The following is a 16931-nucleotide window of genomic DNA, read 5'->3' as shown; positions in this document are numbered from 1 at the left end:
GAGCCCGATCCCAAGACGAAGCAGATACTACATGCCCGGCTCCGGCACCGACCGCACCCGCCCGCCCGCTGAGGCCGCAGCCCCCGTCATCATCTTGGTCGAGCCCCAGCTCGCCGAGAATATCGGCATGTGCGCCCGCGCCATGGCGAATTTCGGCCTCTCCGAGATGCGCCTCGTCGCCCCGCGCGACGGCTGGCCGACCGGCGGCGGGCTGAAGAAAGGCGCGACCTCCGCCGCCTCGGGCGCCACCCATGTGCTCGACAATGCGCGGCTCTTCCCGGACGCGGCTTCCGCCATCGCCGACCTCAACTATGTGCTCGCCACCACCGCCCGCGAGCGCGGCCAGATGAAGCGCGTCGTCACGCCGGCCGAGGCGATGCCGCCGATCGCTGAGCGGCTCGGCTCCGGCGAGCGCGTCGGCATCCTGTTCGGCCGCGAGCGCATCGGCCTCACCAACGAGGAGATCTCGTTTGCCGATGCGATCCTGACCTTCCCGGTGAACCCCACCTTCGCCTCGCTCAACCTGGCGCAGGCTGTGCTGCTGACCGGCTATGAATGGTTCAAGGCGACCGGCGGCGAGCCGCCTTTCCGCGAGAACAACGCCTCCCCGCCGGCGAGCCGCGCCACCATCCTCTCGATGTTCGACTATCTCGAAGCCGAGCTCGACCGCTGCGGCTTCTTCCCGGCCGGCAAGAAGCCGATCATGACCGCCAACCTGCGCGACATCCTGCACCGGCTCGAGATGACCGAGCAGGAGGCCCGCACCCTGCGCGGCGTATTCAAGTCGCTGGTCGGCGGGCCGAAGGAAGAGCGATAGGCGCACGAAACGCCTGAGGATGAGGGCGGCCACCGAACCGGTTCCCCCGTCTTGCTCGGGCTTGTCCCGACCATCCACGTCTTCCTTCGTCGAGGCCGGTGTTCAAGACATGGATGCTCGGCACAAGGCCGAGCATGACGGCAAGGGCGCGCAAAAACGTCTGACGGCGGGCCGCCTCCTCTCCCTCATTCAGGAGAAGAGGTCCCCCGCGCCTCAAGAAAAAAGGCCGGCGCGAACGCCGGCCTGATCGAGAGGGTCTCGAGTTCTCTCGTTTAGAACTGGTACTTCATCGTCGCCTTCACCGTGCGGCCGGGCTCGCTGTAATAGTCGCGCGGCTGCGCCAGCACGCCGACCGGGATCGCGACCGCGTCGAAATACTTCTCGTCGAAGATATTGTAGACGCCGACCTGCAGCTCGAGATCGGCGATCTGCGGCATCGGGCGCCACCAGGCGCTGGCGTTCCACACCGAATAGCCCGGCGCCTTGAAGCCGGAGCTCAGGCCGGGGCCGGCGGCGACATCGTCACGATCGCTGGCGAACTTGGCGAAGACCTCGGCGCCCCAGGTCGTATTGGCGTAGCCGACACCGACAATGGCCTGCATCGGCGGGATCGAGTTCAGGAAGGTGTCGTTGCTCTTGTCGCGGCCGCGAATGAAGGAGAACGAGCCGCGCGCATACCAATGCTCCGCGAAGGAGTAGCGCAGATTGGCCTCGATACCCTGGATCTCGGCCTTCGGAATGTTGCGGTAGCTGGTGATGCCGCCTTGGGGATAGTCGCCACCGGGCGGGACGAGCTGCACGGTATCGATGAAGTTGCGGTAGTTCGTGTGGAAATAGGTCACCGAACCGCCGAGCGACTGGTCGCCGAAGCGGAAGCCGACATCGATGCCGTTGCCGACTTCCGGACGCAGCAGGGGATTGCCGATGCGCAGATAGGTGCCCGGACCACCGAAGCGGCTATAGAGCTCGTTAGCGGTCGGCGGCCGGAAGGACTTGGCCCATTGCGCGAAGAAGGTCACGTCCTTCACCCAGGGCGCGTTCTTCACGATGTCGTATTCGAGGCGCACCCGCGGCGACCAGGCTGAATCGCTGGAGGACGGCGGCAAACCGGTCGGCCGCGAACCGCCGGCGCTATAGGCCGGCGTGTATTGCGGCACTTCCTCGTACCAGTCGTAGCGCAGGCCGGGCGTGATCCGCAGCCTGTTGTCGAGTATGCCGATCTCGTCATGCAGGTAGAAGGCGGCGAGCTTGCCGTCGATCTTCGGCATGTCGGCCTGGTTGGTGTGCAGGTTGTTGCAGGTGGCGAAAGCGCCCGTGAACAGGCCGGACGTCGGACGCGGCGGACACATGTCGTATCCCGCCGAGAACTGCTCCAGCCGCGTCATGCGCAACTCCGTTCCGGCCGTGATCCCGTGGGAGAACATGCCAGTCTGGAAGTTCTTGATGATATGGCCGTTGAAGCCGTAGGCGTTCTCTTCGTTCTCGTTGTCCCGGGTATAGGGGCCGACGATGCTGGTCCAGCGATAGCCATCGGCGGTGTCATTGCGCACCAGGCGCTGCCAGTAGAGCGTCGCATGGGCCTCGTCGACGAAGGCTCCGGGCAGCTTGAAGTCATAGGACAGCGAGACGCGGTTGCGCTCGACCTCCTCGCCGGTGAACCAGCTGCCGGGCCGCATATTGCCGGTCAGGGTCGTGGTTCCATAAGGCTTGATGTCGTCCTTGCGCTTGAACAGCTCCGCTGTCAGGCCGAAGCGGTGCACGTCATCGACATAGTGCTGGATCTTGGCGAGCAGGCCGTACTGATTGAAATCGACCGGGTTCGGCATGGTCCGGGTCGGGCCGAAGCTATTGACCGTGCCCTGGTTCTCGATCTCGTGGCCCTGGCGCAGGCTGCCCTGCAGCAAGAAATAGGTCTGCTGCAGGCGGGCGGCGACGGCGGCGCTGCCGAACCAGGCATCGTCGGTGGTGTCGAAGCCGGTCTTGGCCAAAGCGCCGAAATTGCGGCCGTTCCTGAGCAGGTCCTTCGGATCGAGCGTGCGCACGGCGAAGACGCCGCCCAGCGCTCCGCCGCCGACCGTGGCGGCGCCGCTGCCGCCGCGCAGCAGGTCGATCGTCGACAGCGAGTCGAAATCGAACGCGTTGGCGCCACCACGGTTGATGCGGGTGTCGACCAGGAAGGGCTGGCGGATGCCGTCGATCGTGGTCAGGACGCGCGGACCGTCGAGGCCACGGATGCTGATGCTGTTATTGGCGCGGTTCAGGCCGATGCCGGCCTCGAGCCGGTTGCCGAGATCGTTGACGCTCTGAACCTGCTGCCGGTCGAGATCCTCGCGCGTCGTACGGGTCGTGGTCGGCCCGGTCACCAGCGGCGCGCCCGACTCGCCCTCCCCCTGGACCGTGATCGGATCGAGCACCACCGGCGCGTCGGACGGGTTCGCGGCTGGCGACGACGCGCTCGGTCGTTGCTGCGCTCCCGCTGGAACCGCAGCCAAGAACACCATCAAGGTTCCAAGCGCTACGCCGTAACGTAACCTGCCGGAATGCTCGCTCATCGCCCAACCCCGCTTAGTCGAAGAGATCACCCAACTGGAATGGGTGATCTTTAGATTTATAATTGATGTAAACAGCGCCTATACTGTAAGTTAAGGCTCAGATCGGATATTGATGATATTTCACCCTGTCAATGACGACTGCACGGCAACGCAAACTATAGAAATATTCCAATCTAAAACTACGCAGATTCTTCGCTCATCTTAGAATTTTTATAGCGACTGCAGCCGCATAGCCCTCATGGCCGCGTCCGGCTCGCGCCCGCTCCCCATCTCGTGATCGCCCTGATCCGGCCGCAAAAGCAGTTGTGTATTGCAACGCACAAAGAGCGGCGCATCATGCGCCCAAGCCCGCAGATAGATCAGCAATGCTCGACCGCCGGACCTTCCTCATGGGCACTAGCGCGCTTGCCGCGAATATCGTCGGCACGCGCGAGCGGGCCTTTGCGGCCGATCTCGACGTCGTCGTCATCGGCGCCGGCGCGGCCGGCATCAGCGCTGCGCGCGAATTGAGGGCCGTCGGGCGCAAGGTCGTCATCCTCGAGGCGCGCAAGCGCGCCGGTGGGCGTGCCTTCACCGACGCCTCGCTCGGCCCCGCCTATGATGCCGGCGCGATGTATATTCACTGGGCCGAACGGAACCCCTGGGTGAAGATCGCCGCCGATCTCGGCATCGCCACGCCGAACGAGCCCTGGGGCGGCGGCTTCCAGCTCTTCGCCAATGGCAAGCCGATGCCAGAGACCGATCGGCTGCGCCGGCGCAGCGTCTTCAACCAGATCGACCGCAGGCTCGAGACGGTCGACATCACCAAACGCGACATGTCGGTGGCGGAGCTGCTCGGCGATCTCGGGCCCGACCTCGCGCCGATCGCCTCCTCCGGCCTGCTGCTCTCGATCGGCGAGGAATCAGGCCGCATCTCGGCCCGCGACTACCAGCGCCTATGGTCGGGCGACGACTTCATCGTGCCCACCGGCTACGGCAACCTCGTCTCGCGCCATGGCGAAGGCCTCGATATCCGCCTCGACGAGCCGGTCAGCGCCATCCGCTGGGACGGGCCGGGCGTCGAGATCACCACGCGCTCGGGCACGCTCAAGGCGCGTGCCTGCATCGTCACCGTACCCGTCGGCGTGCTCAAGGCCGGCGCGATCCGCTTCACGCCCGAGCTGCCGGCGCGTACGCGCGATGCGCTCAACGGCATGGTCATGGGCGCGCTGACCAAGATCGCCTTCCGGATGGAAGGCGACCGCTTCGGCATCACGCCCGGCACGAGCTATCTCGAAGCCGGCGCGCCGGAGGAGATGATGAATTTCGACCTCTACCCGGACGGCAAGGACATCATCATCGGCTATTTCGGCGGCGACTATGCCCGCAAGCTCTCGCTGGCCGGGCCGAAGGAGGCCGAGGCGCACACGGTCGATCTCTTGGCGAAAATGATCGGCGAGGAGTTCCGCAAGACGGTGAAGGCGACGAGCTTCCCGGCCTGGTGGACCGACCCGTTCTCGCACGGCTCCTACTCGGTCTGCCTGCCCGGCCAGGAGAGCGCTCGCGACCGGCTGGCCGAGCCGATCGGCGGGCGCATCTGGCTCGCCGGCGAAGCGACGGCCGGTGGCGGCGCGATGACGGTCGGCGGCGCGACCCTGGCCGGACGGACTGCGGCCGCGGCGGTGGCGCGGATCAAGGTTTGAACTGCAGCTGCGCGGGGTCCGAGGCCACGTCCAACCCCTTCCCGACACGCGCTCGCCCCGGCATCATGCGCTGGTCGATGCCGCCCGGACCGTGAGCCTGTGCCCATGCCGAATGCCGCTGCGCTAAAGCTGTTCGGTCCGGAGATCTGGATTGCGCAGGGGCCGACCGTCACGGCAGCGGCCAGCTTTCAATACCCGACACGCATGGCCGTGATCCGACTATCCAGCGGCGGCGTCGTCATCTGGTCGCCGGTGGCGCTCTCGGACGCGCTTCGCGCAGAGCTGGGCGCCTTGGGCGAGGTCCGCTACCTCGTCCCGCCCAATTCGCTGCACCATGTCTTCCTGAGCGAGTGGCAAAAGGCCTATCCCGACGCCAAGGTCCATGCCCCGCCCGGCTTGCGCGATAAGCGCAAGGATATCCGTTTCGACGGCGATCTCGACGACACCTCGATCGCGGATTGGGCGGAGGATCTCGATCTCGCCATCATGCATGGCAACCGGATCACGATCGAGGTGGTGTTCTTTCACCGCAAGAGCGGCACGGTCCTGTTCACCGATCTCGTCCAGCAGTTCCGCCCCGGATGGTTCAAGGGCTGGCGCGCCGTCGTCGCCCGCCTGGATCTCATGACCGGCACCGAGCCCGCCGTGCCGCGGAAATTTCGCCTCGCCTTCACCGACCGGCGCGCCGCTCGCGCTGCGCTTCAAACCATCCTGGCCTGGCCCGCCGAGAACGTGCTCATGGCCCATGGCGAACCCGTTCTTGGAACGGGACGGGAGTTCATCCGTCGCGCGTTCCGCTGGCTGGAATGATCGCTGGCCCCGGACTCGCCGCAGCGGGGGGGCGCCCTCAGCTTCGCCACTTCGAAGCAAGGATGACGCTGCACATATCGATCCGCTGAAAACCCGGGTCCTTGAACGCCAGCACGTCGTCGTTGAAGGTCCCGAAGGTGCTGGCCGGCCGGTGTTTCATGCCCTGATAGAACGCGTCGATGATGCCGTGCTTGAAATCGGGCTCGCGCGGGAAGGCCGCGATCACCGCCTCGCGTTGCCCGTCGGTGAATTGCTCATAGCCGCGACCGGCAACGTCCATGCCGGCGCCGGCCTGAACCAGCGCTATTTCCGGGCGCATGAATTCCGGAATGCCCGGCGTCGTGTGCAGGGCCACCGCGTTCCAGACCGTCTCGATATCACCCTCGGAAATGCCGCGGCTCCGCAGGAAATCGCGCGCAGCATTCGCGCCATCGACCTCGAAGCGGAGTTGGCTGCCTTCATAGCGCGCGGTCAGGCCGAGGTCGTGGAACATCGCGGCCGTGTAGAGCAGTTCCGGATCGAAATTCAGGCCCTGCCGGTTGCCGGTGATGGCGCCCCAGAAATAGACCCGGGCCGAATGATGGAAGAGCAGCTCGCTCTCGGTGTCCCGAATGAGCTGGGTGACGTCCCGCGCAAGCTTGCTGTCCGGGATGCGCACGCCCGATATCGGCTCGACCATCATCGGCTTTTCCTTGGGATTCGCGGGTGGCGCGGCGGCGTTGGCCGGACGCGGCAGGCGTCGGCAGATGGTGCTGCACGCCTGCTCGGCCCGCCGTTGCAGTCAGGCTGCCTCGCATGCAGCGCTCTCGATCCGATAGGCCGGGAAGTCGGTGTAACCCACCTCGCCGCGGCGCGTATAATAGGTCGATCGGTCCGCCACCGCTATCGGCCAGCCGTGCCTGAGGCGCTCGGGCAAGTCCGGATTTCCGATAAAGGGCCTGCCGAAGGCGATCAGGTCCACCAGCCCGGTGTCGAGCGCGTCCTGAGCGCCTTCACGGCTGGTGAAGCCACCGCACCAGATGATCGCGCCCGGAAACGCCGCCCGCACCTTGGCAAGCACCGCATGGTCGAGATGGAGCTTCTCGAAGGTCGCGCTCTCCATGTTCCCCTTGGGCATGAGCTCGTAGACCAGGTGCATATAGGCGACACCGCGGCGGCCCAATTGCTCGGCGAGGTACAGCAATGTCTCTTCAGCGAGCGGGTCCTCCGGCATGGAGTTGAACGTGCCGAACGGGGCGAGGCGGACGCCGACGCGTCCCGGGCCCAATTCGCGAACCGCCGCATCGACGGCTTCCATCAGGAACCGCGTGCGATCCTCGACACTGCCGCCGCCATAGCGATCGGTGCGCGTGTTCAGCACCGAGTTCATGAACTGGTCGAACAGATAGCCATTGGCCGCGTGGAGCTCGACGCCGTCGAAGCCGGCCTGGCGCGCGTTGGCGAAGGCCTGGGCGAAGGTGCCGACCAGGGCCGATACCTCTTCCGTCTCGAGGCGGCGCGGCGTGCCCGCCCGCATGTAGCCGAGCTTGCCCTCGGCATCATGGGCGAAGACATCCGAGCCCTCGGCCCGTGCCTCGGTCACGCCCCAGGGCGCCTCTCCATTCGGCATGAGCGAGGGATGGGCCATTCTGCCGACATGCCAGATCTGCAGGAAGATGGTGCCGTCCTTGCGATGGACCTCATCGGTCACCAGACGCCAGCCCTGCAACTGGGCCTGCGTGTAGATGCCCGGCGTCATGGCGTAGCCATTGCTGGACGGCGCGACGTCGGCCACCTCGGCGACAATCAGGCCGGCTCCGGCTCGCTGGCCGTAATAGGTCGCCATCAGCTGGTTGGGGATGTCGCCCTCGGATGTGCGGGTGCGCGTCATGGGCGGCATGACGATGCGGTTCTTCAGCGAAACGGTGCCGCCAAGCATTTGAGATTCGAACAGGTTTGCCATCGATCTGCCTCTGGTTGACTTGGATCGACGGTTTAATCTCCGCTAGCCATCCCCATCTACGAACCGTTTGGTCAGTGGTGGCGCATGAAGATCATCAACAGATTGCCGGGCCTGCCGGTGGAGCGGGCGCTGGGTGTCCTCTCCGGGCGCTGGAAAGCGATCCTGCTCTATGTGCTGCTGGACGGGCCGCAACGGACCTGCGACCTCGAGCAGCGCATTGTCGGCGTCTCGCAGAAGGTGTTGATCGAGCAACTGCGGGCGCTCGAGGAACACGGATTGGTCAGCCGGCAACCCAGGGCCGGAGACCGTCAGGCGATCGAGTATCTGCTCACCCCGCTCGGTGAGAGCCTGAGGCCCATCCTGGATTCGCTGATCGAATGGGGCGCCCATCACGCCAGGGAACTCGACGAGGAGCACAGGCTGGTGCCCTGCTCTGCCGTTGTTCGCGAGCGGAATAGCTGACGCCGATCAACTGTCGGAAGGCAACAAGCACCATCCGCTTCCGGCGCCCCTCGCTGCCAGCTGCCCCTTCGGATTCCCCTGCATCAATTCTGCCGCAGAATCTTCTCCATCGCCTTTCCCCGCGCCAGTTCGTCGATCAGCTTATCCAGATAGCGGATCTCCCGCATCGTCGGCTCCTCGATATCCTCCACCCGGACACCGCAAACGATGCCCTTGATGAGGTTTCGCGAAGGGTTGAGCTTGGGAGCAGCGGCGAAAAACGTCTCGAAATCCGTCCGCTTTTCCAATTCGGCTTCCAGTTCTTTTTGATCATACCCCGTGAGCCAGGAGAAAACCTGATCGACCTCTGCTTTCGTGCGCCCTTTCTTCTCCGCCTTGGCGACGTATAGCGGATAGACGCTTGCGACGCTCGTCGTATAGATCCTGTGTTTAGCCATCAGACCCTGCTCCTGGCCGCAATATTCGGCCGGCTTTGCCGCGGAAATGCTCTGGCGCGTCAGGCCCAGGCCAACGGTTGGAAAACTGCACCGCCGTCATCATCGTTCTGGCCCCCATTGCCCCGCCGCGTCCGGTTCCGAGCGCCTCCCTGGCGTCCATGGCGCGCATCGTGCCGCTGCGTCATGCGGCCGGCAAGGCTGAGCGTCCGCGCCGCCGCTTGCCTGACCAGGTAGAGGACCGTGCTTGCCCGGCTCAGGAAGCCGACCAGCAAGAGGAGCGAGACGATATCGATATAGGCCAGCAATTCACCGACCAGGGCAAATTCCGGCGGAATCGGAATCCCGTGCTCGTAGGCAATGACGAGAAAGACGAATGGCAGGAGCGCGACCACATGCCGCCAGGTGAAGCGGTCCAGAAAGGCCGCGAACTGCACGACGAACACGTCCCACAGCCAGTCGCCCAGCGCCGCCGGCTTGTCGATGGTCCATATCTTCCAGAGCCCCCGCCAAATCAGGCCTGCCTCCAATAGTCTGTTCCGGAGCCGACAACCGGGAGTGTCACCGATCAGGATGACGAGATCGCGTCGATCCATGCCAAACGCGGAGATCAGGCGCTGGAATCCTCGCGGTCACGCGTGTGCTGCTCCGCGCCCTTCTGGTGGGCGAGCCACGGCTCGCGCCGGATGGTCCAGAGCTCATAGCCCGGCACAAGCGCCTTGGGCGGACCGTCCAAGGTGCCGAGCTTGATTTCGATCTCGTCCGAGCCGTCCTTCCAGCAGAACAGCGACGAGCCGCATGTCGGGCAGAAGCGATCGCCCCCGGCCCGGCTTTGCCAACAGCCGAGTTCGCCCGACAGGGTCGTGCTGGCCCTCGGCCAGACCCCGAAATAGGAGAAGGCCGAGCCGGACTCCTTCCGGCAGGCCTCGCAATGGCAGATGCCGACACGAAGGGGCTCGCCATCGAGTTCGTAGCGGACCTGTCCGCAATTGCAGCCACCGGAAAGTCTCATCATCGCCTCGCTTTCGGGTTTTCGCCACTTGGGCGGCAGACCAACGACGCGTGGTCTGGGCGGGTTCCGCAGAAGCCTGTCTGACGGCCTCGGCGCCTCCATGGTCCAGGGCCCGACCGCGAGCCTGCAACTCCTTTGGGCTACGCCCGGATGGAGACGGCAGAACGTTTGGCGAGTCGCCTCAGCTATGCGATCCTCGCTCGATCGGGAGCGAAAAAGCGAGGGCCCTATGGACACGAACCAGGCGGCCAAAGACCGCGCCACGCAGATCTTGAAGAAGCATCTGGAACTTGCCCAGGAACAGCTCGAAATGGCCGAGCGAGGCGTCCTCCTGTCGGTAGACGGCGCGCCCGAAGGGATCAATCTGACCAGGGAAGCCTTGGCCATCCGCGTAGAGCAGCTGCAGGGCGCCCTCGATCGACAGCAAGCAAACGGCTGATTCCAAGCATTCGCTTGTCAATCTCTTAATAAAATTCGGAACGTCCGGTTCTTACGGCGTACGCCAACTGGCCAGAAATAGGTTTCGGGCTTGGCGGAAGCGCGAAGCGCGCGGCCTTGTCTCAAGAACCCACTGGCGATTTCGTTCTTGATCACCGCGCCAATTTATGACGATATGGTGACGTCCTCGTTGGTGAAGGTGTCCCCATGAACAGCCTTGCCTCGAATCCTTTACCGAACGCCAAATCAATTGACTTTCGCCAACTGGCCCGCGGGTTGGGAACTGTCATCAACTACGGCGCCGGTGATACAGTCTTTCGAGAGGGCGACGACCCCTCTTACGCTTACATCGTTCTGCGTGGAAAAGTGGAGGTGAGCAGCCACGGCAAGCTCATCGAGGAGGTCGGTGAGGGCCGCCCGTTCGGCGTTGTCTCGCTCATCGACAACAAGCAGCGCACCGCGACTGCGAAGGCCACCGAGGCGTGCGAGATCGCCTTGGTGAACCCTAAACAGTTCCGATACATGGTCGAGACGACCCCGAATTTCGTGTGGTACGTCCTCTCCGAAGTCGTCGATCGATTGCGAGCGACGAACTCCGCATTGTGAGTGCCAGGGCTGACCGATTGCGCGAGCGGGATCGCGCAGTCGGCTCGTCGACCTCCGCTGCTCAACCGCTACGGACGGTCTCGCTTACAACCCTGCCTCGAAGTCCAGCTCCCAGTTCTGCCCGACCAGGTCCTGCCCGAAGGAATGGTGCTGCTCCTCCGCGACCAGCTTGAAGCCTTCGGCGATATAGATCGCGCGGGCCGCATGCAGGATGTCGTTGGTCCAGAGCACCATGCGGCGGTAGCCAGCCGCCCGGGCAAAGCCGACCGCCTCCTTGACGAGCGCCTTGCCAAGGCCGAGCCCCTGCGCCCGCTTCTCGACCAGCACCAGCCTGAGCTTGGCGACCTCGTCGCTCTCCCGCACCACGAAGGCCGAGCCCACGCGCGCGCCTTCGAGCTCGGCGATGAAGCAGCGCTCCCTGCCCGGCCTGAACTCGTGCAGGAATTTTGCCGCGATCTCGGCAACCAGCGCCTCGAAGCTGATGTCCCAGCCATAATCCTCGGCATAGAGTCGGCCATGGGCCGAGATCACCCAGCCGATATCGCCCGGGCGGTGCGGGCGGATGATCGGCCGCGCCTGTCCGGCCGGCGCGCCGGAGAGCAGCGTCTCGGCCGTGCCGAGCGCATCGACCAGCGCCTCCTGCTCCTGCGGCTTCAACCGCGTCACGATCGCCGCAGCCTGATCCTGCGAGGCCTGGCTGAGCGGCCGGAACGCCTCATGCCCCTTCTCGGTCAGCCGCAGGTGTAGCGCCCGGCCATCCTCGCGCGAGCGCTCGCGCGCCAGCCAGCCCGCGGCGGCAAAGCGCTTGAGGATGCGCGAGAGATAGGCGGGATCGAGCCCGAGCTCGCGCGCCAGCTCGCTGGCGAGCCAATCGTCACGATGCGCCAGCTCGTAGAGCACCCGCGCCTCGGTCAGCGCGAAGCCCGAGCCGTGCAGGCTGCCGCCGAGCGCGCCGATCCAGCGGGTATGGAAACGGTTGAATCGGCGGATCGCCGCGATCGCGGCCAAATTCGGGCTCGGCATGGCTTATCCTCGTGACTCCAGGAGGATCGCCTCAGTTAGTGGACCAAGTCAACTATTTAATGGACGGAGTCCATCAAATTGAATCGCTGCGGATAGGACATTCTTGACGGATCCTTAACCCGACTCTGGCCCAATCGAAGCTTCGCACAGCCCAGAACGAGCGCCGACGATGCGGGTCGATCTTTTGGCCGGAACGGCCTATGGCACCTCCCCCGTGATCACGCGCACCCCTACGATTCTCGTCTTCGATTCCGGCCTTGGCGGCCTCACCGTCCTGTCGGAGGTGACCCGCGCCCGCCCGGATGCGCAGATCGTCTACGCCGCCGACGATGCCGGCTTTCCCTATGGCCGCCTGAGCGAGGCACAGCTGATCGACCGCGTGCTGGCGGTGATGGAGCGGCTGGTGGCGCGCTGCCATCCCGATCTCGTGGTCATCGCCTGCAATACCGCCTCGACGCTGGTGCTGCCAACGCTGAGGGCCCGCTTCACCATTCCCTTCGTCGGCACCGTGCCGGCGGTGAAGCCCGCGGCCGAGCTGAGCCGCAGCCGCCTGATCTCGGTGCTGGCGACGCCGGGCACGGTCGCGCGCGACTATACGCGCGGGCTGATCGAGACCTATGCCGCCGCCTGCGAGGTCACGCTGGTCGGCTCCACCCGTCTTGCCGGCCTGGCCGAAGCGGCGCTCAAGGGCGAGCCCGTCGCCGATGACGCGATCCTGGCCGAGATCGCCCCATGCTTCATCGAGCGCAATGGCGAGCGCACCGATGTGGTGACGCTGTCCTGCACGCATTATCCGCTGTTGCTGGAACGGATGCGCCGGCTCGCGCCCTGGCCGGTCAATTGGATCGACCCGGCGCCCGCCATCGCCCGCCGTGTCACGCAACTCATCGGCCCCTCGCCCTCGCGCCCGGTCCTTGTCGCAGGCGAGGCGCCGGCGCTCTTCACCGGCGGCGCCGGCCTCACCGGGCCGCTGCGCATCGCGCTTGCGGGCTATGGACTGGCCCAGGTATCGCTCGAGCCGATGCCGCTGGCGAACTGAGGTCCCGCTCCAACTCGCGGCCGGAACGGATTGGCCGACCGAGCGTTCTCCCCTCCACCGCCCGCGGCGGTCTGGATAGGAGGATATGCGATGAAGAAGCTTTTGCTGATGGCGGCGCTTGCGCTTGGCCTCGCCGCCGTCGGACCCGGCGCAGGCTCGGAGGCTCAGGCCAGGCCGCATGGCTGGCAGAAAAATCATGGTCACCACGGCTGGCACCATGGCCCGCGTCGGCATTACGGCTGGAATCGCGGCCATCATTATGGCTGGTACAAGCACCGCCGCTGGCAGGTGCGCCACTCCTATCACGGACCCCGGCATGTCTATGGCCGCCGCTGGTGAGGGCGCGGTTTTGCCCTGTCGATTGACTTGAGCCGGCTTTTGCGCCTATAGGGCTCCCGTCGCGCGGCTCCTCACGGGGCCGCGCGGCTTTTTCCGCACCCGTGATCCGCTCACTTCAGAGCCGGATCTGTCGCCCCGGGAGCAAAGGACCGAAAAGTGGGTTGCACTTTTCGGACAAATCCGATGCTCGAAAAAATGGCAGGTCGCCATCTGCATCCGCAAGGATGCGCGGCGAGCTGGCACGGGGACAGGAGGGCGCGGTCCTCAACTCGCGAACCACAGAGGACACGCGACATGTCGAAGCGCCATGAGGCGAAGTACAAGATTGACCGCCGTCTCGGTCAGAACATCTGGGGCCGTCCGAAGTCCCCGGTCAACCGCCGCGAATACGGCCCGGGCCAGCACGGCCAGCGCCGCAAGGGCAAGCTCTCCGACTTCGGCACGCAGCTGCGCGCCAAGCAGAAGCTGAAGGGCTATTACGGCTCGATCTCCGAGAAGCAGTTCCGCCGCTACTATGCCGAGGCGATCCGCCTCAAGGGCGACTCGGGCGAGAACCTGGTCGGCCTGCTCGAGCGCCGTCTCGACGCGGTGATCTACCGCGCCAAGTTCGTGCCGACGGTCTTCGCCGCCCGCCAGTTCATCAACCACGGCCACATCACGGTGAACGGCCGCCGCGTCAACATCGCCTCCTATCAGGTCAAGCCGGGCGACGTGATCGCGGTCAAGGAGAGCTCGCGCCAGCTCGCCATCGTCATCGAGTCGGCCGCCCTCGCCGAGCGTGACGTGCCGGATTATATCGACGCCGACCACACCAAGTTCTCGGCCAACTTCACCCGCACCCCGACCCTGACGGACGTGCCCTACGCGGTGCAGATGGAACCGAACCTGGTCATCGAGTTCTACTCGCGCTGAGTTGACTCAAGATCGGAGCGCCGGGCCGCAAGGCCCTGGCCGGAATCAGAAAAGGGCGGCTCGCGAGAGCCGCCCTTTTCCTTTGCGCGACAGGCCCGGCCGTTCGACCGGCTTGGCTGCCTACAGGTGCGAGCCAACCTCGTTCCTGTAGAAATAGCAGCCGAGGCCGAGGCAGCCGATCAGAATCGAAAGACCATAGGGGCCGAACAGGCAAAGCACGAAGACGAAGGCGATGAAGCCCCGCATCAGCCAGATCAACCATGCAATCTTCACGATACCCTCCCTTTCGCGAGAGCGATCGGCCCACCCTATAGGCCGGAAAGTGAACTCAATTTGAATGAATATGGTAAAATTGCATTAGCCATATTCTATCGCAGGAGCGGGCGGCTGCCCGCTCTACTTCGCGACCCGCCTTCGCTGACACCTCTCCAAGCCTCTGCTATCATTGGCGAACCCAGATTCGGGGAGGACCATCATGAAGACCTTGATCGCAGCGCTCGCCCTGACCTGCCTCTCCAGCCTCGCCCATGCCCAGAGCGCGAGTTGCACGACGCAGGCCACCGAGAAGAAGCTCGCCGGCGCCGCCAAGACCAGTTTCCTGACCAAGTGCGAGAAGGATGTCGGCGCTGCCTGCGACAAGCAGGCCGCCGACAAGAAGCTCGCCGGCGCGGCCAAGACGAGCTTCACCAATAAATGCGTGAAGGACGCGGTCGGCACCTGATCCCGGCGTCCTCGCTAGTGCATCGGCCCGAGAAGTGGATTGCTGTTTTCGGAAAAGCCGATGCAAAAAATGAAGCCGGATCATTGGACCGGGATGTCCGGTCCGATGATCCAAGCCAGTAAAAAGGGCGGCTCTCGCGAGCCGCCCGTTGATCTTACTGCTCTGCGAGACGATCAGCCGCGATCGTCGTTATCGTGCCAGCGGTCACGCCAGCGGCGGCCGCGATCCTCATGGTCGTCACGCCCGCCGCGGCGGTCCTCGAAACGCTCGCGCATCCGCTCCATCCGCTGCCGCGCCATCGCGAAGGCCTCGCGCACCGAGCGGCGCATCACGGTCTTCTGCTCGTCGCTGAGCGTGGTCCAGAGCGGGCGTGTCGCGTCAGCGAGCGCCTTGGTGCGCTGGGCGCGCTCGGCCTGGCGGGAGGCCATCCCGTCGAGCCGCTCCATGATGTCGGCATGGCGGAAGTTTTCGCGCTGCTCGCGCATACTGGCCCAGCGCTCGCGGCGCTGTTGGGCGCCCTGCTTGATCACATTCTCAAGCGTGTCGAACAGCGGCACCTGATCGGGCTTCAGCTTGAGATCGGCGCGCAGCTTGGCGAGCCGCTCGTTCATGCGCTGCTGCATCTGCTCGGCGCGGCGCTCACGCCATTCGCTGCGGCGCTGGTCGCGCTGTTCGGTCCGCTCCTGGCGGGTTGCGTCACCGCCGCTGCCGCCGGCGGGCGGAATCGGCTGGGGCTGGGCGATAGCCAGCGTCGCGGCAAGCGCGGCCGCCGACGAAGCTGCAATGAGGGCTATGCGTTTCATCGATGATCTCCGTCGATCAGAACCACATTTTCGTCGCTGAGCGGGTCTCGAAGCCGGTTCGCGATCATCGCAAGGTGGCCCCCCGCCCCTGAACCGGCGATGGCGCCTTCATGAAAAGATCGTAATGTGGCAATGGCATGCCAATCGACGCATGATTCCAATCTTTTCTCCCCGGATCGCCATTCTCCCAGGATCACCATGCGCAACCTGATCACCGATGTCCGCGGCGTGCTCATCGGCCAGGCCCATGACCCCGTCGCGGCCACCGGCGTCTCGGTCGCCCTGTTCGAGCGTCCGACCGTCGCTTCCGTCGCGATTCTCGGTGGCGCGCCCGGCACGCGCGAGACGCCGCTGCTGGAACCGGAAATGACGGTCGAGCATGTCGACGCCATCGTGCTCTCCGGCGGCTCGGCCTGGGGCCTCGCCGCTGCCGACGGCGTCATGTCGGCGCTGGCCGCCAGCGGGCGCGGCTTTCCCGTCGGCGGAATGCGCGTGCCGATCGTGCCGCAGGCCATCCTCTTCGACCTGCTCAATGGCGGCGACAAGAGCTGGGCCAAGGGCGGCGAAGCGGAGGCGCCCTATCGCGCGCTCGGCCGTGCCGCGGTGGAGGCGGCCGGCCCCGATCTCGCGCTCGGCACTTTCGGCGCCGGCTACGGCGCGACCACTGCGACGCTGAAGGGCGGTCTCGGCTCGGCCAGCGGCCGCGCCGCCACCGGCCAGATCGTCGGCGCGATGGTCGCGGTCAACGCCGTCGGCAGCGCCACGATCGGCGACGGTCCACATTTCTGGGCGGCGCCCTATGAGCGCGATGCCGAATTCGGCGGGCTCGGCTGGCCGGCGGCGATCACACCCGAGGATCTCGGCCTGCGCTTCAAGGGCGGCACCGGCCAGAACACCACGATCGCGCTCGTCGCCACCGACGCCGCGCTGACCAAGGCGCAGGCGAAGCGACTTGCGCTCGCGGCCCATGACGGCCTGGCGCGGGCGCTGCGGCCCGCACACGCCCCGCTCGATGGCGACATCGTCTTCGCGGCCGCGACCGGCCTCAGCGGCGCGCCCTCGGACGCCTTTGGGCTGACCGAACTCTGCGCCACCGCCGCGGATGTGCTGGCGCGCGCGGTCGCGCGCGGCGTCCATGCCGCCACCGCCCTGCCCTTTGCAGGCGCCAAGCCGGCCTGGCGCGACCGGTTCGCGGGCTGACTCGGCCGATTGCTTGGAGGCGCGGAGGGCGCCGGGCTCGTTCGCCGCCGAATACTCCAAATGCCGGCCTTTTCGACAAGACGTTTACGCTTCCGAAAGCCTGCCGCAGGCATTGTGCAAGTGAAAGTTGCATACCCCT

At 65.5% G+C, this 16931-nt stretch carries 20 protein-coding genes; 11 read left to right on the top strand and 9 right to left on the bottom strand.

The features are described from left to right. The first annotated feature begins 31 nt into the window (after positions 1-31). Positions 32-817: an RNA methyltransferase gene (locus EV560_RS24185; protein WP_131858381.1), complete on the top strand. Its 786-nt coding sequence runs from the start codon at positions 32-34 to the stop codon at positions 815-817. Positions 818-1089: 272 nt separating this feature from the next. Here the strand turns inward: EV560_RS24185 and EV560_RS24180 are convergent, their stop codons facing one another. Then, positions 1090-3369: a TonB-dependent hemoglobin/transferrin/lactoferrin family receptor gene (locus EV560_RS24180; protein ID WP_131858380.1), complete on the bottom strand. Its 2280-nt coding sequence runs from the start codon at positions 3367-3369 to the stop codon at positions 1090-1092. Between the two features lie 389 nt (positions 3370-3758). On the opposite strand from EV560_RS24180, the gene EV560_RS24175 reads away from it, so the two are divergent. After that, the gene (locus EV560_RS24175) at positions 3759-5051 is read left to right on the top strand and encodes a flavin monoamine oxidase family protein (RefSeq protein WP_207908104.1); all 1293 of its coding nucleotides are present in this window, start codon (positions 3759-3761) and stop codon (positions 5049-5051) included. 105 nt (positions 5052-5156) lie between these two features. Further along, entirely contained in the window at positions 5157-5861 is a 705-nt protein-coding gene (locus EV560_RS24170) for a DUF4336 domain-containing protein (protein ID WP_131858378.1), read from the top strand. A gap of 37 nt (positions 5862-5898) precedes the next feature. On the opposite strand, the gene EV560_RS24165 is transcribed toward EV560_RS24170, so the two are convergent. Both EV560_RS24165 and EV560_RS24160 read right to left on the bottom strand, forming a co-directional pair. Beyond that, positions 5899-6540, bottom strand: coding sequence for an HD domain-containing protein (locus EV560_RS24165; RefSeq protein WP_131858590.1), 642 nt, complete (start codon positions 6538-6540; stop codon positions 5899-5901). Between the two features lie 102 nt (positions 6541-6642). Further along, on the bottom strand, positions 6643-7779 hold the full coding sequence (locus EV560_RS24160; protein WP_248312176.1) for an alkene reductase: 1137 nt from the start codon (positions 7777-7779) through the stop codon (positions 6643-6645). A 108-nt stretch (positions 7780-7887) separates the two neighbouring features. Here EV560_RS24160 and EV560_RS24155 point away from each other — a divergent pair, with 108 nt between their 5' ends. After that, positions 7888-8265: a winged helix-turn-helix transcriptional regulator gene (locus tag EV560_RS24155; RefSeq protein WP_131858376.1), complete on the top strand. Its 378-nt coding sequence runs from the start codon at positions 7888-7890 to the stop codon at positions 8263-8265. 83 nt (positions 8266-8348) lie between these two features. On the opposite strand, the gene EV560_RS24150 is transcribed toward EV560_RS24155, so the two are convergent. From EV560_RS24150 to EV560_RS24140, 3 genes are read right to left on the bottom strand one after another with little or no spacing between them, the layout of a single operon-like run. Continuing rightward, on the bottom strand, positions 8349-8702 hold the full coding sequence (locus EV560_RS24150) for a DUF2200 domain-containing protein (RefSeq protein WP_131858375.1): 354 nt from the start codon (positions 8700-8702) through the stop codon (positions 8349-8351). Positions 8703-8761: 59 nt separating this feature from the next. Continuing rightward, entirely contained in the window at positions 8762-9295 is a 534-nt protein-coding gene (locus EV560_RS24145) for a hypothetical protein (RefSeq protein ID WP_248312175.1), read from the bottom strand. 14 nt (positions 9296-9309) lie between these two features. Further along, positions 9310-9714, bottom strand: a complete 405-nt coding sequence (locus tag EV560_RS24140; protein ID WP_207908103.1) for a GFA family protein — start codon at positions 9712-9714, stop codon at positions 9310-9312. Positions 9715-9940: 226 nt separating this feature from the next. Between EV560_RS24140 and EV560_RS24135 the strand changes: the two genes are divergently transcribed. Beyond that, entirely contained in the window at positions 9941-10150 is a 210-nt protein-coding gene (locus EV560_RS24135) for a hypothetical protein (RefSeq protein ID WP_131858374.1), read from the top strand. Positions 10151-10356: 206 nt separating this feature from the next. Further along, positions 10357-10755: a Crp/Fnr family transcriptional regulator gene (locus EV560_RS24130; RefSeq protein WP_131858373.1), complete on the top strand. Its 399-nt coding sequence runs from the start codon at positions 10357-10359 to the stop codon at positions 10753-10755. 84 nt (positions 10756-10839) lie between these two features. Here the strand turns inward: EV560_RS24130 and EV560_RS24125 are convergent, their stop codons facing one another. Next, positions 10840-11778 (bottom strand): bifunctional helix-turn-helix transcriptional regulator/GNAT family N-acetyltransferase, encoded by a 939-nt coding sequence (locus EV560_RS24125; protein ID WP_131858372.1) that lies wholly within the window; start codon positions 11776-11778, stop codon positions 10840-10842. A 169-nt stretch (positions 11779-11947) separates the two neighbouring features. Here EV560_RS24125 and murI point away from each other — a divergent pair, with 169 nt between their 5' ends. The 3 genes from murI (at position 11948) to rpsD (ending at position 14068) form a co-directional block, all read left to right on the top strand. Next, positions 11948-12817 (top strand): glutamate racemase, encoded by an 870-nt coding sequence (murI, locus tag EV560_RS24120; RefSeq protein ID WP_131858371.1) that lies wholly within the window; start codon positions 11948-11950, stop codon positions 12815-12817. A 90-nt stretch (positions 12818-12907) separates the two neighbouring features. Continuing rightward, positions 12908-13156 (top strand): hypothetical protein, encoded by a 249-nt coding sequence (locus EV560_RS24115; protein ID WP_131858370.1) that lies wholly within the window; start codon positions 12908-12910, stop codon positions 13154-13156. A 294-nt stretch (positions 13157-13450) separates the two neighbouring features. Further along, the gene (gene rpsD / locus EV560_RS24110) at positions 13451-14068 is read left to right on the top strand and encodes a 30S ribosomal protein S4 (protein ID WP_131858369.1); all 618 of its coding nucleotides are present in this window, start codon (positions 13451-13453) and stop codon (positions 14066-14068) included. Positions 14069-14188: 120 nt separating this feature from the next. On the opposite strand, the gene EV560_RS35850 is transcribed toward rpsD, so the two are convergent. After that, a complete protein-coding gene (locus EV560_RS35850) occupies positions 14189-14341 on the bottom strand; it encodes a hypothetical protein (protein WP_165923597.1) in 153 nt (50 codons plus the stop codon). 202 nt (positions 14342-14543) lie between these two features. Here EV560_RS35850 and EV560_RS24105 point away from each other — a divergent pair, with 202 nt between their 5' ends. Beyond that, a complete protein-coding gene (locus EV560_RS24105; RefSeq protein WP_131858368.1) occupies positions 14544-14789 on the top strand; it encodes a hypothetical protein in 246 nt (81 codons plus the stop codon). Positions 14790-14962: 173 nt separating this feature from the next. Here the strand turns inward: EV560_RS24105 and EV560_RS24100 are convergent, their stop codons facing one another. Further along, positions 14963-15592 carry a Spy/CpxP family protein refolding chaperone gene (locus EV560_RS24100; RefSeq protein ID WP_131858367.1) on the bottom strand — a complete coding sequence of 210 codons (630 nt, stop codon included), beginning with the start codon at positions 15590-15592 and terminating at the stop codon, positions 14963-14965. Between the two features lie 198 nt (positions 15593-15790). Between EV560_RS24100 and EV560_RS24095 the strand changes: the two genes are divergently transcribed. After that, positions 15791-16792 (top strand): P1 family peptidase, encoded by a 1002-nt coding sequence (locus EV560_RS24095; protein WP_131858366.1) that lies wholly within the window; start codon positions 15791-15793, stop codon positions 16790-16792. Positions 16793-16931: the final 139 nt, after the last annotated feature.

The organism is Allobosea sp. BK604 (genome assembly GCF_004341515.1).
GTDB lineage: Bacteria > Pseudomonadota > Alphaproteobacteria > Rhizobiales > Beijerinckiaceae > Allobosea.
The sequence above is the reverse complement of the archived record's forward strand: the minus strand, read 5'-3'. Positions and strand labels throughout refer to the sequence as shown.

Excerpts from the sequence above, each read along its gene's own strand:
- EV560_RS24175 (WP_207908104.1), top strand. The coding sequence starts at position 3,759 with ATGGGCACTAGCGCGCTTGCCGCGAATATCGTCGGCACGCGCGAGCGG.
- EV560_RS24150 (WP_131858375.1), bottom strand. The coding sequence starts at position 8,702 with ATGGCTAAACACAGGATCTATACGACGAGCGTCGCAAGCGTCTATCCG.
- EV560_RS24115 (WP_131858370.1), top strand. The coding sequence starts at position 12,908 with ATGAAGAAGCTTTTGCTGATGGCGGCGCTTGCGCTTGGCCTCGCCGCC.
- EV560_RS24095 (WP_131858366.1), top strand. The coding sequence starts at position 15,791 with ATGCGCAACCTGATCACCGATGTCCGCGGCGTGCTCATCGGCCAGGCC.
- EV560_RS24185 (WP_131858381.1), top strand. The coding sequence starts at position 32 with ATGCCCGGCTCCGGCACCGACCGCACCCGCCCGCCCGCTGAGGCCGCA.
- EV560_RS24165 (WP_131858590.1), bottom strand. The coding sequence starts at position 6,540 with ATGGTCGAGCCGATATCGGGCGTGCGCATCCCGGACAGCAAGCTTGCG.
- EV560_RS24135 (WP_131858374.1), top strand. The coding sequence starts at position 9,941 with ATGGACACGAACCAGGCGGCCAAAGACCGCGCCACGCAGATCTTGAAG.
- EV560_RS24170 (WP_131858378.1), top strand. The coding sequence starts at position 5,157 with ATGCCGAATGCCGCTGCGCTAAAGCTGTTCGGTCCGGAGATCTGGATT.
- EV560_RS24130 (WP_131858373.1), top strand. The coding sequence starts at position 10,357 with ATGAACAGCCTTGCCTCGAATCCTTTACCGAACGCCAAATCAATTGAC.
- EV560_RS24145 (WP_248312175.1), bottom strand. The coding sequence starts at position 9,295 with ATGGATCGACGCGATCTCGTCATCCTGATCGGTGACACTCCCGGTTGT.
- EV560_RS24140 (WP_207908103.1), bottom strand. The coding sequence starts at position 9,714 with ATGATGAGACTTTCCGGTGGCTGCAATTGCGGACAGGTCCGCTACGAA.
- EV560_RS24160 (WP_248312176.1), bottom strand. The coding sequence starts at position 7,779 with ATGCTTGGCGGCACCGTTTCGCTGAAGAACCGCATCGTCATGCCGCCC.
- EV560_RS24100 (WP_131858367.1), bottom strand. The coding sequence starts at position 15,592 with ATGAAACGCATAGCCCTCATTGCAGCTTCGTCGGCGGCCGCGCTTGCC.
- rpsD (WP_131858369.1), top strand. The coding sequence starts at position 13,451 with ATGTCGAAGCGCCATGAGGCGAAGTACAAGATTGACCGCCGTCTCGGT.
- EV560_RS24125 (WP_131858372.1), bottom strand. The coding sequence starts at position 11,778 with ATGCCGAGCCCGAATTTGGCCGCGATCGCGGCGATCCGCCGATTCAAC.
- EV560_RS24105 (WP_131858368.1), top strand. The coding sequence starts at position 14,544 with ATGAAGACCTTGATCGCAGCGCTCGCCCTGACCTGCCTCTCCAGCCTC.
- EV560_RS24180 (WP_131858380.1), bottom strand. The coding sequence starts at position 3,369 with ATGAGCGAGCATTCCGGCAGGTTACGTTACGGCGTAGCGCTTGGAACC.
- EV560_RS24155 (WP_131858376.1), top strand. The coding sequence starts at position 7,888 with ATGAAGATCATCAACAGATTGCCGGGCCTGCCGGTGGAGCGGGCGCTG.
- murI (WP_131858371.1), top strand. The coding sequence starts at position 11,948 with ATGCGGGTCGATCTTTTGGCCGGAACGGCCTATGGCACCTCCCCCGTG.